8 protein-coding genes are annotated in these 14,478 nt (G+C 38.5%); all 8 read left to right on the top strand.

Translation table 11 applies throughout. The features are described 5' to 3' along the window. The first annotated feature begins 116 nt into the window (after nucleotides 1-116). The 8 genes from BMZ99_RS10870 (at nucleotide 117) to BMZ99_RS10835 (ending at nucleotide 14,477) form a co-directional block, all read left to right on the top strand. Nucleotides 117-575: a chemotaxis protein CheX gene (locus BMZ99_RS10870; protein ID WP_090936637.1), complete on the top strand. Its 459-nt coding sequence runs from the start codon at nucleotides 117-119 to the stop codon at nucleotides 573-575. Between the two features lie 726 nt (nucleotides 576-1,301). After that, complete coding sequence (locus BMZ99_RS10865; protein ID WP_090936635.1) at nucleotides 1,302-3,335, top strand: methyl-accepting chemotaxis protein; 2,034 nt, start codon at nucleotides 1,302-1,304, stop codon at nucleotides 3,333-3,335. Nucleotides 3,336-3,566: 231 nt separating this feature from the next. After that, nucleotides 3,567-5,315, top strand: a complete 1,749-nt coding sequence (locus BMZ99_RS10860) for an ABC transporter ATP-binding protein (protein WP_090936633.1) — start codon at nucleotides 3,567-3,569, stop codon at nucleotides 5,313-5,315. A gap of 362 nt (nucleotides 5,316-5,677) precedes the next feature. After that, nucleotides 5,678-7,048 (top strand): sodium-dependent transporter, encoded by a 1,371-nt coding sequence (locus tag BMZ99_RS10855; protein WP_090936631.1) that lies wholly within the window; start codon nucleotides 5,678-5,680, stop codon nucleotides 7,046-7,048. Between the two features lie 251 nt (nucleotides 7,049-7,299). Then, nucleotides 7,300-9,084: a sigma 54-interacting transcriptional regulator gene (locus BMZ99_RS10850; protein ID WP_245754920.1), complete on the top strand. Its 1,785-nt coding sequence runs from the start codon at nucleotides 7,300-7,302 to the stop codon at nucleotides 9,082-9,084. 331 nt (nucleotides 9,085-9,415) lie between these two features. Then, entirely contained in the window at nucleotides 9,416-10,822 is a 1,407-nt protein-coding gene (locus tag BMZ99_RS10845; protein WP_090936818.1) for a GntP family permease, read from the top strand. A 40-nt stretch (nucleotides 10,823-10,862) separates the two neighbouring features. Next, nucleotides 10,863-12,419 (top strand): acyl CoA:acetate/3-ketoacid CoA transferase, encoded by a 1,557-nt coding sequence (locus BMZ99_RS10840; protein WP_090936626.1) that lies wholly within the window; start codon nucleotides 10,863-10,865, stop codon nucleotides 12,417-12,419. 141 nt (nucleotides 12,420-12,560) lie between these two features. Then, nucleotides 12,561-14,477: an ABC-F family ATP-binding cassette domain-containing protein gene (locus BMZ99_RS10835; RefSeq protein ID WP_090936623.1), complete on the top strand. Its 1,917-nt coding sequence runs from the start codon at nucleotides 12,561-12,563 to the stop codon at nucleotides 14,475-14,477. Nucleotide 14,478: the final 1 nt, after the last annotated feature.

Genomic DNA, 14,478 nt, shown 5'->3' with positions numbered 1-14,478 from the left:
ATTTGTCCGTCTATTCTTAGTCTTTAGGTTAATCTATTTGCTTGTAAATAGTATAGGGCTATTTATAAAGTTGAGAAATTTAAAATAAATGTACTACATAATGGGAGGACAGTGGTTTGGATGCTAAATTTATTAACCCTTTTTTAAGTGCTTTTATAGGCGTGGTGCCTAAAGTCGGATTTACGAACATTGTCAGAGGTAAGATCTTTACGAAAGAACAAGTTGTTGATAGTCTAGGCATTAGCGTACAAGTTGGCATGAGTGGTCAAAGTCATGGAAATATTATTTTTAATATGACAGAACAGACTGCTAATACCATTTCTTCAGTGATGTTGAATCGAGTAGGGGAGAATGCAATTGATGAGATGGCTGAAAGTGCAATTTGCGAATTAGTCAATATGATTGTTTCCCATGCATCAACCTCTTTAAATCAAATTGGATTTACTGTAAAAATCAATCCCCCCTCATTTCTTCAAGGGAATGGGAAAGTTGCAGTGTGTAATAGTACATATATTGCTGTTGAAATGATTGTAGATAATTGTCCGATAGAAATAGCTATTGGTCTTAATGCTTGATAAAAAAGAAAAATAGGCATTAATAAAAAACAATGAACTATGAAGGTAGTCAAAATTTTTATTTACTACCTTCATAGTTCATTGCTTTTAAAAGAAAAGAATAGCTTCTTTTATTTTTAAAATTTCTAATTATGTTAAGACATTTTACTAGTTACTCTTTGTTTTCTAAGAAGGGAACTAGAGCCATTTCCTAGAAGGATAGGCTGCAACCTATAGATGTAACACAATAGAATTGTGTTACATTACCAACTTTTATGTAAATCTAATAAATATTAGCAATATTAGTAAATTGCTTTTTAATGCAGAGGAAAAAATCTTGATTATTCTCCTTGGCGAATGGCAATTCTACACTTTAAAATAAATGAATTGATTTTATTGACTACAACATTCTCCATTTTCTTTAAAAAAATTGTAAATTATTATAAAAACTGTAAGAAAAAAAGGATTTATCTAGAAAAAAGCGTATTTATATTAGTGGTTGTAACACAATTCTATTATGTTACATTACCAACTTTTTTTATAAACTTTTTGCAATCATTTCTTGTATACATAACAACCCCAAAAATCTAACTATTTTTTATCTATTGCATTCATCGTTGTAAATGAATGGAGGATTGATCAAGGTATGTAGCAGACGCATAATGGCGGGAATTTCTAGGTGTACTGACTAGGTAATGCAGCAAGACTTGAGAAATGAAATATCATATATAAAGTGAGGCTCATCTTATGAAAGTAACCAGCATTCAGACTCGATTTTTAATCATGTTACTCCCCTTATTTATTTTATCTTTTGGAATATTATCAAGTGTTAGTTATTATTTATCTAATAAATTTCTAATTCATAGTGTGAATGAAACTGCAATTTCAATTGGAACGGATTATGCAAACAAAATACAATTTGACTTACAGGAAAAAATAATTCGTTTAGATGATCTTGCGAATATCCAGCGAATTAAGAATGGTACGAATAAAGCAGAAATTATTCAAGCGATGGCAGAAACACAAAAGCGCATAGGTTATTTTGATACAATATTTTTTATTTCATTAGATGGTTCGGGGATTCGTTCCGACAATTCTACAGGTCAATATAATGACCGGGATTATTTTCAAAAGATACTTGCTAGCCAGAAACCTGTTATTTCAGATCCCTTAGTATCCCGTACAACAGGGCAGCTATCCGTTGTTTTGGCTATACCTGTTTTTAATAATGGACAAATGACAGGCGTTCTAGGGGGAACATATTCACTAGACAGACTTACAGAGTTAGTGGGGGGAATAAAGTTTAAAGAGACGGGTTATGGATTTTTGACAGATCACTTAGGAACTGTTATTGCACATCCTAAAAATCCAGAAATGATCGGAAAACTAAAGTTAACTGACAAACAAATTAACCCCCAGCTTGATTTGCCGATAAAAGAATTAGATGATCGCTTGATTTTGTTGTTTAAGATCGTAAATGAAACCGGTAAGCCGATGGAAGGATCGTATAGTTTTGTTGATAGTACTACACAGATGGGAGTTTTTACACCTGTTCCATTGCCAGATGGATCCAAATGGATTATGACAGTGGCCGCTCCAGAGACAGAAGTTAATAAAGAAATTACCACATTGGCGCATATGATGATTATTATTTCAATCATAAGTATTATTATCGCAATTTTATTTATCATCTTTTTGAGTAAACGTTTTGCAAAACCCATTCAGATCATTCGAGATGAATGTTTAATATTAACGGATGGAGATCTTAGCGAGCAGGAAATTCAAGTTTTTTCTCATGATGAAATTGGCCAATTAGCAAAAGGATTTCAAGACATGCGGGGGAATTTACGTGTTTTGGTTACCAATGTAAAATCGCAGGCGGAACATGTAGCTGCTTCCAGTGAAGAGCTAACTGCCAGTGCAAATCATTCTGCAGATGCTGCCAATCAAATAGCAGGCTCTATTACTGATATTGCGCATGGAACGGAAAAACAGGCAAATTCAGCGGACCGTATTGCTGCGGTAGCACGAGAAATGTCAACCAATACAGAACAAATATTATCAACAACTCAAGGCGTATCTGAGATTGCCATACATGCATCCCAAGAAGCTAAAAAAGGAAAAGAGTCTGTAGAGCAAGCAATTGTTCAAATGCACGATATTAGCCAGGGGTCGACAGAGGTACAAAATGCAATTACAGAGCTTGCTACTGGATCACAAGAAATTAGTGAAATGGTGAATCTGATTTCCACAATAGCCAGCCAAACGAATTTATTGGCATTAAATGCTGCGATTGAAGCTGCTAGGGCAGGGGAGCATGGTCGAGGTTTTGCCGTGGTGGCAGAAGAGGTTCGAAAACTGGCAGAGCAATCCAACCAAGCCACACAGCAGATTGGAGCTGTGATTGAGAAGAATCAGATTAATATGGAGCAAGCTGTTGCTGCATCTCAATCTGGTTTGGAACGAGTAAAGGATGGAATTGTCGTTATAAACTCTGCTGGAGAGATGTTTACGTTTATAGTAGAGTCCATTATTCAATTTTCGCAGCAGATTAAAGATATATCAGAGGCGATTCAACAAATTGTTGATGGCAGCCAGACATTGGTGAATTCTATTCATGAGATTGAAATTGCAAGTAAAGAAAATGCCGCAGAAACCCAGACTATTTCCGCTGCTACGGAAGAGCAATCGGCATCCATGCAGGAAATTGCTTCTGCCAGTCACAGTTTAGCCTCTTTGGCTAGTACCTTGCAAGAAGGTGTTGCGAAGTTTCGAGTCTAATTCCGGTAGGTAAAATATTAGAATTCTAAGAGAAAGAAGTCTCACCCCTAGGCAGGAGTAGTTTATGAATCACTTAAACTACTCCTGCCTAGGGGTGAGTTGTTTATAATATCGTACGTTTATGGATGGATTCATTGGAAAGAGTAATTTAAAAAATGGTATACTATATAGAGAAGCATAACGGGCTAATAGCAATTTGATTGCAGCCTCATCGACTAAAGGAGATTTCAAATGTTCATTTTAAAGAAGTTTATTCAATATTATAAGCCCTATCAGTTATTATTCTACACGGATATGGTCTGCGCATTAACGATGTCCGTGATTGATCTTGCATTTCCGCAAATTTTAAATCTTCTTACCAAGGGTCTATTTACGAGAAGCTCAGCTGAGATTTTGCATAGTATTGGTTACATTGGTGGAGGTTTAATTATAATGTACCTCATTCGCTATGGCTGCCAATATTATATCACCTCATGGGGGCATGTAATGGGAGCTCGTATGGAGAGCGATATGCGACAGGATTTATTTGACCATTTGCAGCGGTTACCGTTTTCTTACTATGATAAAAACAATACAGGGGAAATGATGTCCAAGCTGGTTTCTGATTTGTTTGATATCTCAGAACTGGCACATCATGGACCGGAAAACTTATTTATTTCCATATTAAAGATTATCGGTTCTTTTGCTCTGCTAATGCTGATTCATGTGAAAATGACACTGATTTTGTTATGTGTCACCATGATCATGGTAACTTTCAGCGTTTATCAAAACCGAAAGTTGAAAGCTATTTTTATGGATAACAGGAGGAAGATTGCCAATGTGAACTCTCGGGTACAAGATAGTCTTTCGGGTATTCGTGTAGTCAAATCCTTTGCGAATGAGGAGATCGAAAGCGAAAAGTTTAAAAGCAGCAATGTTGAGTTTTTAGATTCGAAAGAAACTGGCTACAAAATAATGGGAAGTTTTCATGCAGGAAACAATTTTTTTGAAGGGATGCTGTACGTGACAGTGCTGGTCTTTGGGGGCATCTTTATTGCCAATGGTACGATGCAGCTCACAGATTTGGCTGTATATGCTCTATATATTGGCATATTTATTAATCCTCTTGATGTACTGATTAATTTTACAGAACAGTTTCAAAAAGGTTATGCTGGATTTAAACGCTTCGTTGAAGTGCTGCAAACCGAGCCGGAAATTGTAGATAAAGAGGATGCGATACCTCTTACGAATGTACGGGGAGAGATTGCATTCAAGGATGTTTCTTTTTATTATGATAAAACCACAGAAGTACTGGAAAAGGTAACAATATTCATAGAAGCTGGAAGAACAGTAGCTTTAGTAGGTCCATCTGGAGGAGGTAAGACAACCCTCTGCTCGCTGCTGCCCCGCTTTTATGATGTGACAGAGGGTTCTGTGAGTATTGACGGTAAGGATGTTCGAGATGTAACGCTAAAGTCTCTGCGAAGTAATATTGGAATTGTTCAACAGGATGTGTATATGTTTGCTGGCAGTGTGCGTGATAATATTTCTTATGGCAAGCCAGGGGCTTCTGAGGAAGAGATCATTAAAGCAGCCGAGAGTGCGAACATTCACGATTTTATTATGAGCCTTGATAATGGATACGACACATATGTAGGAGAAAGAGGAGTTCGTCTTTCTGGCGGACAGAAACAGCGCTTGGCGATTGCACGTGTCTTTTTAAAGAATCCTAAAATTTTGATTTTGGATGAGGCGACCTCTGCCTTAGATAATGAGAGCGAGCGTCATATTCAAGCATCATTAGAGCAGCTTTCCAAGGATCGAACGACCATTGTTATTGCTCACAGATTAAGCACGATACGCAATGCGGATGAAATTATTGTGATTAATGATCGAAGTATCCAAGAACGGGGAAATCATGAAACGCTGCTGCTGCAAAATGGACTTTATGCGAAGTATTACAACATGCAGTTCGAGGGGTTAGAGGATCTAAACAAATGAGTGAATAAGAAAGGGCGGTGGGAAACTGCTCATTTGGGTTAACATATTCTTTGTGAAGAAGAGGGATATGTTAACCCTTTTGTATTTATATGGAAAGCATAGGCTTCTAAGGGGAAGAAATGCTTTAAAGTAGTGTGAAAAACCTAAAATAAAAGTAAGTTTCAAAATGAAAAATGTATGCTATTATATATACTGTTATGCTCGTAGATAACTACACAAAGAGACTTAGCAATAGTGTCGTTTGTAATGTGTGAATATTACAAAAACAATCGAAATGAGTGTGAAATTTTCTTGTTTTGTAAACTTACAAGTCATAACGAAAGTACTAATGTTTAGAAGAAATAAAAAATAGGAGTGAAGTCATGGGTGTAGTTAAAAAAAGAGAAACATTTTCTTCAGGGATAGCAGTATTTTTTGCAACATTAGGATCAGCAGTAGGGTTAGGTAATATTTGGAAGTTTCCGTACTTAACAGGACAAAATGGCGGCGGTGCTTTTTTATTAGTCTATTTTTGCTGTATTTTATTTGTTGGCTTGCCAATCATGCTCAGTGAGTTTTACATTGGACGGAAAACCAGGAAGAATGCTGTAGGTGCCTTGGAAGAGTTAAAGCCTGGAACGCCTTGGAAGAACATTGGGATTATGGGCGTTGTGTCATCTTGTCTGATTATGTTTTTTTACAGCTGTGTAGCTGGATGGGTATATTATTATTTATTTAAAGCAATCGCTGGAGATTTCGTTGGCGTTACTATGGAGGTTGCTAAGGCTCAATTTGGTGATGTGATTATGGGGCCGTTATCACCTATTTTATGGCAGTTCATAGTATTAGCCGTAGTAGCCGGTATTTTAACAATGGGTGTCAAAAAAGGGATTGAAAAGATTACCAAGACATTAATGCCATTATTATTTATTCTGATTCTTATTTGTGATATTCGTGCTTTGACTCTTCCGGGAGCTGCAGAGGGGATTCAATTTCTATTTCATGTTAATTTTGGACAATTGTCAGGAGCAGCTATATTAGCAGCCTTAGGACTGGCCTTCTTTAAATTATCCCTTGGTATGGGTACAATGATGACCTATAGCAGTTATTTTACAGAAGAGAACAATATGTTTAGCATGGCAGTGAAAGTGGCTTTATCTGATACATTAGTATCCATGTTAGCAGGTTTAGCGATATTCCCAACGGTATTTTCTTTTGGTATGGAGCCTACGGCTGGTCCAGGATTGCTGTTTATGACTATTCCTTTGGTCTTTTCGCAAATGCCTTTTGGTAACTTATTACTAATTGCTTTTTTCTTTTTAACGGCTATTGCAGCAACGACTGCAATGTTATCTTTAGTAGAAGTGCCGGTAGCGTATTTATCTGAAGAGAAGGGGATGTCTCGAAAGGGTGCAGCGATTCTGACTGCAGTAATTATGTTTGTGGTAGGAATTTTAGCGACTTTGTCAGTTGACAAGGGCAGTGTACTAGGGCATATTACTTTTTTTGGTCTTGGATTTTTCGATTTATTTGACTATATTTCTTCTAATGTCCTTATGCCGCTAGGTGGCTTGTTAATTGCTTTGTTAATGGGGTATTCGATAAAACGTGAAGAGGTAGTCACTGAATTATCCAATCATGGAAAGCTAAAAATTGCTGGATTGGTGAATGTATACTTTTTACTGATTCGCTATATAACTCCTGTATTGCTCATTGTAGTCTTCTTGAATGCTATTGGGATACTAAAAGTTTAATGCTGGATAACCCCCTCTGATCCTAGATATTATATCGGATTAGAGGGGGTTATGTATTGGTATACAATTTTATTTCATTGTAGATAGAACCATGAACTGCGTAGAACAGTTGCGTTGAATTTGCTATAATGGTTTCAAACCTTTCCGTGTATGGTATTATTATTTATTGTGAAAAAATTTACGTATACATAAATTGCATGTTAAATAAGCCCTACGAGTTTCAATTATTGTCATAATATTAAAAAAGCAGGATGACAATTGAAAAAGGTGAGAGGAGTGTGAATATGCAGCTCATGATTGAAGACTTTCAAGCAACTTTGAATTCGATAAACAATGGAATCGTCGTAGTGGATCAAAAAGGAATTATAATCTTTATGAATCAATGGGCAGAGATGATGATTGGTTTTAAAAGTAAGGCGGCTATTGGATGTATAGCGGATGAGATTCTTCCGGATAATCGATTAATACGGGTAATGGAAACGGGTACTGCTGAACTGAACCAACAGTTTCAAATCGGTGCGACTCATGTCTTGATGAATTGGACACCAATATGGAAAGAAAGAAGGATCATCGGTGCAATTGCGGTCTTTCAGGGAATTACTGAGCTTAGTAAAGTTGCTGCTGAACTGGAAGAGGTAACAAAGCTGAAATGTACGCTGCAATATGTCTTGGAAAGCATTGAAGAAGGGATTGTGGTGGTGGATAAGGAAGGGATTATTACCATGATGAATCCGGCGTATTATGCTGTTCTGGATAAAAAGCCCCATGAAGTGATCGGTAGAAAAGTAACGGATGTCATTCCCAATACCCAATTGCATGAGGTTATCGAAAATAGAAAAGGGGAAATGAATGTAATACAGAAAATGAATGGGAATAACTGTATTGTTTCACGGATTCCCATTGTGAAAAATGACGAAGTGATCTGTGCTGTCGGGCACGTCGTATTTAAAGATATCAAGGATTTGAAGCGACTGGCTAATGAAATCAGCCATCTCCAGTATGAGCTGGAATATTATAAAGAAAGATTGCGTAAGACGTTAGGCGGTAAGTATACCTTTGAAGATATTATTGGGGAAAGTAAAACGATTGAAGAAGTCAAGCATATTGCTCAAAAAACGGCTAAAGGCGGTTCAACTGTACTGATTTTGGGAGAAAGCGGCACAGGTAAGGAGCTCTTTGCGCATGCCATTCATAATGGCGGTTCCCGCTGTCAAGGACCATTTATTAAAGTGAATTGTGCGGCAATACCAGAAAACCTGCTGGAGTCAGAGTTGTTTGGCTATGAAGAAGGCGCTTTTTCCGGAGCAAGAAAAGGTGGTAAGCCAGGGAAGATGGAATTGGCCAACGGAGGAACGCTCTTCTTGGATGAAGTTGGTGATATGCCTCTTGGTATGCAAGTAAAATTACTGCGTGTACTGCAAGAATGGGAAATTGAAAGAATTGGCGGAACTAAGACGATTAAGCTGGATATAAGAGTGATTACTGCCACAAATAAAGATTTGGAAGTGCTGACAGTTAGTGGGCATTTTCGGCAAGATCTGTACTATCGTTTAAATATTGTTTCCATACAGATTCCGCCACTGAGGGATCATAAAGAGGATATACCTTTATTGTGCGAGGTATTGCTCAGAAAGATCAGTTTGAAATTAGAACGTTTTGTTGACTGTATCTCGCCAGAGGCTATGAAGGTGCTTAAAGCCTATTCTTGGCCAGGCAACATTCGTGAGTTGGAGAATATTTTGGAGAGATCTGTCAACATCATGGAAGACGGAATCTCTATTTTACCGGAACATTTAGCCCCTATCATGAAAAAAATACTGAAACCCCAGCTAAGTGAAAAGGAGTCAACTAGGGCTGAATTAGTTGAAATACGATACGAGGCTGAAAAAAATGCAATATTAAAAGCCCTAGAGGATACTGGTGGGAATAAAAGTAAAGCTGCTCTATTGTTGCACGTAAATCGGTCTGTTTTTTACGAAAAATTAAAAAAATATGGGATTGGATATAACTCTCCTGGAAAAAATGTTAAAAGATAATCTGTTTACTGAGGCTATAGACTATTTCCAACTCATGGTTAACTTGGCGCTGATGTTACTATGTAACATTACAAAGCGGAGTTTCCATGAGTTGTATTGTTGTGTTTGAAAACCATACAGTATTGTCTGTATTTTCAGACAATATCAATGCAGCCTTTCTAGTAAAGGCTGTTATTTGTCTATGCTTGTTATTATTTTCACTTTGGCATACATCTTGCAATCTAATACAAAAGTGAAGGCTGCATTCGTACTAAGGGAGGGGGGCGATCGGCGATTCCAATTACTAGGCCGCATTGCGGTATCAGGTAAAAAAGTGTTGGAGGTTGATGCTATGGAAGTGATCAGTATTATAGCAAGTCTGGTTTTGTTAATTTGCTTTGCTTACCGTGGGTATTCCGTCATTATATTTGCTCCGATATTTGCCTTGCTTGCTGCGAGTATGTCTAGTCTGCCGATTATGCCAGCTTATACTGAACTTTTTATGGCAAAAGGTGTGACCTATATAAAGTCTTTTTTTCCTGTATTTCTCTTGGGGGCTATCTTCGGCAAAATTATGGAGGACACTAGACTAGCTCAAGGTATTGCTCATGCAATTATAAAAGGATTAGGCAGAGAACGTGCTATTCTTGCTGTTACATTAGCTGGAGCAGTTTTAACGTATGGCGGTGTAAGTATGTTTGTAGTGGTATTTGCAGTGTATCCTTTTGCTGCCGCACTATTTAGAGAAGCGAATATACCAAAACGGCTTATCCCTGCAGCGATTGTTCTTGGTGCATTTACTGCGACAATGGATTCTTTTCCTGGCACTCCTCAAATCCAAAATATTATACCTACTAGCTTTTTTGGCACGACAATCTATGCAGCTCCTATATGCGGCATTTTTGGCGGTACGATTTTAATTGGATCGGGACTTTTCTATTTAAACCACCGATATAAAGCGGCTGTCACTGCTGGTGAAGGATATGGCAATCATACGATTCATGAACCTGACTTGTCAATGAGCGCAGAAATGAAACTGCCTTCTTGGTATGTTGGAGTGATTCCTCTTTTGGCAGTTCTTGCTATTAATTTTGCTATGATTAACTTCTTTGCCTGGAATCCAGTGATGCTTGAACCATTTCAAGCAATGAAATTACCAATGGTGGCAGCCAATATTAAAAATGTGATTAGCATTTGGTCACTCATTATTGCTTTGGTCATCGGCATTTTACTTGCCATGGGATTAGGATATAAATCGATACCAAAAGGAGGCAGCTTGGCAAAAGCCATGAATGCCGGCGCTATCGGTTCATTACTTGCTATTATGAACACTGCTTCTGAGGTAGGTTACGGGAACGTTATTGCAACATTACCAGGTTTTAAGGACATTTCAAGTGCATTAATGAGTATAAAAATTGGGGGGACACCTTTAGTTTCTGAAGCAGTAACAGTTACTACTCTTGCGGGTGTTACCGGATCAGCATCGGGAGGCATGTCTATTGCATTAGACTTAATGTCAAAAGATTGGCTGGCATGGGCTCAAACCATCGGTATGTCTCCTGAAATCCTGCATAGAGTTGCAGCGATGGCGTCAGGCGGTATGGATACTCTTCCGCATAATGGTGCCATCATTACGTTATTGGTTGTCTGTGGATTGACGCATAAACAGGCATACAAAGATATTTTTGCATTAACCTTAATGAAAACGAGTGTCGCATTTATAGTGGTCTTTTTCCACTTAATGACGGGCTTATATTAATTAAAATTTGTGCCGAAAGACACGTTATGAGGTGAAGGATATGGCTAAATTTATTAGTGCTCAAGAAGCTGCCAAATTGGTTGCAAGCGGTGCTACTATCGTAACAAGCGGCTTTGTAGGCTGCGGTAATCCAGATGCATTGACTGGAGCAATTGAAGAAAGATTTTTAAAAGAAAAACTTCCAATTGATCTTACGCTAATGTACTGTGCCGGGCAGGGGGATGGAAAAGATCGAGGCGCAAATCACTTTGGTTATGAAGGGCTAGTAAAACGGGTAATTGGCGGACACTGGAATTTGGCACCAAAACTCGGTAAGCTTGCCGTAGAGAATAAAATTGAAGCCTATAATTTCCCCCAAGGCACTCTTACCCATTGGTTTCGTAATGTTGCTGGACGAAAACCAGGTGTTATTGCAAAGGTAGGCTTAAATACTTTTGTAGATCCCCGGGTGGAAGGCGGTAAAATCAATACTGTCACGAAGGAAGATTTGGTCGAAGTAATTGAATTAGGGGGAGAAGAGTGGCTTTGGTATAAGCCTTTCTCCGTTGATGTAGCATTGCTCCGTGGTACCAGTTCAGATAAGAGAGGGAATATTACGATTGAACGTGAGGCAGTATCGTTAGAGCTTATATCGATTGCTCAAGCTGTTAAAAATTCAGGTGGTATTGTGATTGTACAAGTGGAACGTATTGTTGAAAATGGCAGCATGCATCCCATGAATGTAAAAGTTCCTGGTATCAATGTTGATTACATTGTCGTTGCTGAAAGTCCAGACGATCACGTGCAAATCTATTCGGAACCATGCAATTACAATCCTGCATATTCCGGGGAGAGGCGTGCATCGCTTTCGGCAACAAGTCCTATGGCTCTTGATGAGCGTAAAGTAATTGCCCGTCGAGGAGCTATGGAACTGATTCCTAATGCTGCGGTAAATCTGGGAATCGGTGTTCCTGAAGGCATTGCTATGGTAGCAAATGAAGAAGGTATTGGTGATACTATGACGCTTACTGTAGAGTCTGGTCCTGTCGGTGGCCTGCCTGCAGGCGGCTTGGGATTTGGTGCTTCCATGAATGCAGAGGCTATTTTAGATCAGCCATATCAATTTGACTTTTATGACGGCGGCGGTCTGGATTTAGCATTTCTTGGGTTAGCAGAGACCGATCAATACGGAAATATTAATGTCAGTAAATTTAAAGGCCGGGTAGCGGGTTGTGGTGGTTTTATTAATATCACCCAAAATACAAAACGTGTTGTATTTTGTGGTTCTTTCACCGCTGGTGGGCTGAAGGTTAAAGTTGCCGATGGAAAATTGCAAATTATTAATGAAGGTAGGGCTAAGAAATTCCTTAGCTGTGTTGAGCAAATTACATTTAGTGGTGTATATGCTCAAAAAACACAACAATCTGTCATGTACGTTACTGAGCGTGCAGTGTTTGAGCTGACAGCACAAGGCGTAATGCTGACGGAAATTGCACCAGGGGTAGATATTGATAAAGATATTTTGTCGTTGATGGATTTCAAACCAATTCTTTCGCCTAATCTTAAAATGATGGATGAACGTATCTTTCGAGATGAGATCATGGGGATTAAGATATGAGGATTGACTAACGTAATGAATATGAGAATGTAGGCGTATTATTGCAGAGAGTACTGTAGCAAACTCACCATTTGATTTTGCATACTTGCCACCATTAGGTATAATAGAGATAGTAAGATTTTGTTGGTGAGAGGTATCAGTATGAATATAGTTTCGATTGAAAAGTTATCCAAAAGTTATGGCATGAAGAATTTATTTAGTGATATTTCTTTTGGTGTTGATGAAAATGATAAAATTGGCTTGATTGGTGTGAATGGGACAGGAAAATCCACTTTCTTAAAAGTCATCGCTGGATTGGAAGAAGCGGATGATGGAAAGGTGATGATTGGGAACACCATAGAAGTACAATATCTAGCTCAAAATCCTCCTTTTAAACCGTCTGATACGGTTCTGGATCAGGTGTTTCAGGGATATTCGCCGATTATGAAATTGCTGCGGGAATTCGAACAGGTGCTGCTGGCTGCCGGAGAAAATCCGGGAGATGAAGATTTGCAAAAACAGTTCATTGCACTCAGCCAGCAAATGGATGGCATGAATGGCTGGCAGCTTGAAAGTGAAGCCAAAATCATTTTAACGCAATTAGGTATAACCGACTTTTCAGCAAAGGTAGGTACTTTATCTGGCGGGCAGCGTAAGCGGATTGCCTTGGCGAGTGCTCTGATTCATCCTGCTGATCTCTTGATTTTAGATGAGCCTACCAATCATATTGATAATGATACAGTTGCATGGTTAGAGGAGTACTTACATAAACGCAAAGGCGCATTACTGATGATTACTCATGATCGTTATTTTTTAGATCGTGTAGTGAATCGTATTATTGAGCTAGATAAAGGAAATCTATATAGTTACTCGGGAAATTATAGTTTGTTCTTGGAGCTGAAAATGCAGCGGGAAGCAGATCAGGAAGCAAGTGAAAATAAACGCCTGAATTTATTGCGTAATGAACTGGCATGGATGAGAAGAGGAGCCAGAGCTCGTACCACCAAGCAAAAGGCTCGGATTGAACGATTTGAGAAGCTATCAGATGAGAAGGTTGATTTAAGCCAGGATCGAGTGGAAATTACAGCAGGCGCCAGTCGTTTAGGACGGAAGATTATTGAAATAACAAATGTATGTAAATCTTTTGGAGAACGGATTGTTATCCAAAACTTTAGTTATATTGTGCTTCGAAACGACAGAATGGGAATTGTAGGGCCCAATGGCAGCGGAAAATCAACCTTATTGAACTTGATAACCCAAAAGTTAAATCCCGATAGTGGTGTGATTGAAATCGGGCAGACCGTTAAAATCGGTTATTTCTCTCAAGAAAATACAGATATGAATGAAGATTTACGGGTAATTGAGTATATAAAAGAAGAGGCCAATTTTATACCTTCTGCTGATGGGGGAGTAATTACTGCTTCTCAGATGTTGGAACGGTTTCTCTTTTCTCCTGAGATGCAGTGGACACCGATTCGTAAATTGTCTGGGGGAGAGAAGCGCCGCTTGTACCTGCTCCGTATTTTAATGGGATCGCCGAATGTGCTGTTATTGGATGAACCTACCAATGATTTGGATATTCAGACTCTGACCATATTAGAAGATTATTTGGATGACTTTCCGGGAGCAGTCATTGCCGTTTCTCATGATCGATATTTCTTGGATCGAGTGGTAGAAAAAGTCTTTGCATTTGAAAAGGATGGGAACATTCGGCAATATGTAGGGGGGTATTCAGATTACCAAAGTGCCTTGGCATTAGAAAATGAAGCGGAAAAGCAGAGTCAGAATCAGGGAAAAGATACGAGCAGTGAGCAGCCGCAAAGTGAAAGACCAAAAGAACGTTCTCGGAAGTTTACGTTTAAAGAGCAAAAAGAGTATGAAGAAATTGATGCTGTAATTGCTAGCGTAGAAAATGAAATTCAAATTGTAAATAAGCGCATCAATACTTCAGGCAGTAATTTCACTTTGCTGCAAGAGCTGACAGAGCTGCAGCAGCAGCTTGAAAAAAAATTGGAAGACTTGTTTGAGCGCTGGACATATCTAAATGAGCTAGCTGAAGAGATTGAGAATCATAAATAAA

Origin of the sequence: Pelosinus propionicus DSM 13327 (genome assembly GCF_900114615.1) — a bacterium.
In the GTDB taxonomy this organism is placed as follows: Bacteria; Bacillota; Negativicutes; order DSM-13327; family DSM-13327; genus Pelosinus; species Pelosinus propionicus.
Note: the sequence above shows the minus strand (reverse complement) of the source record. Positions and strands in the feature narration are given on the sequence as shown.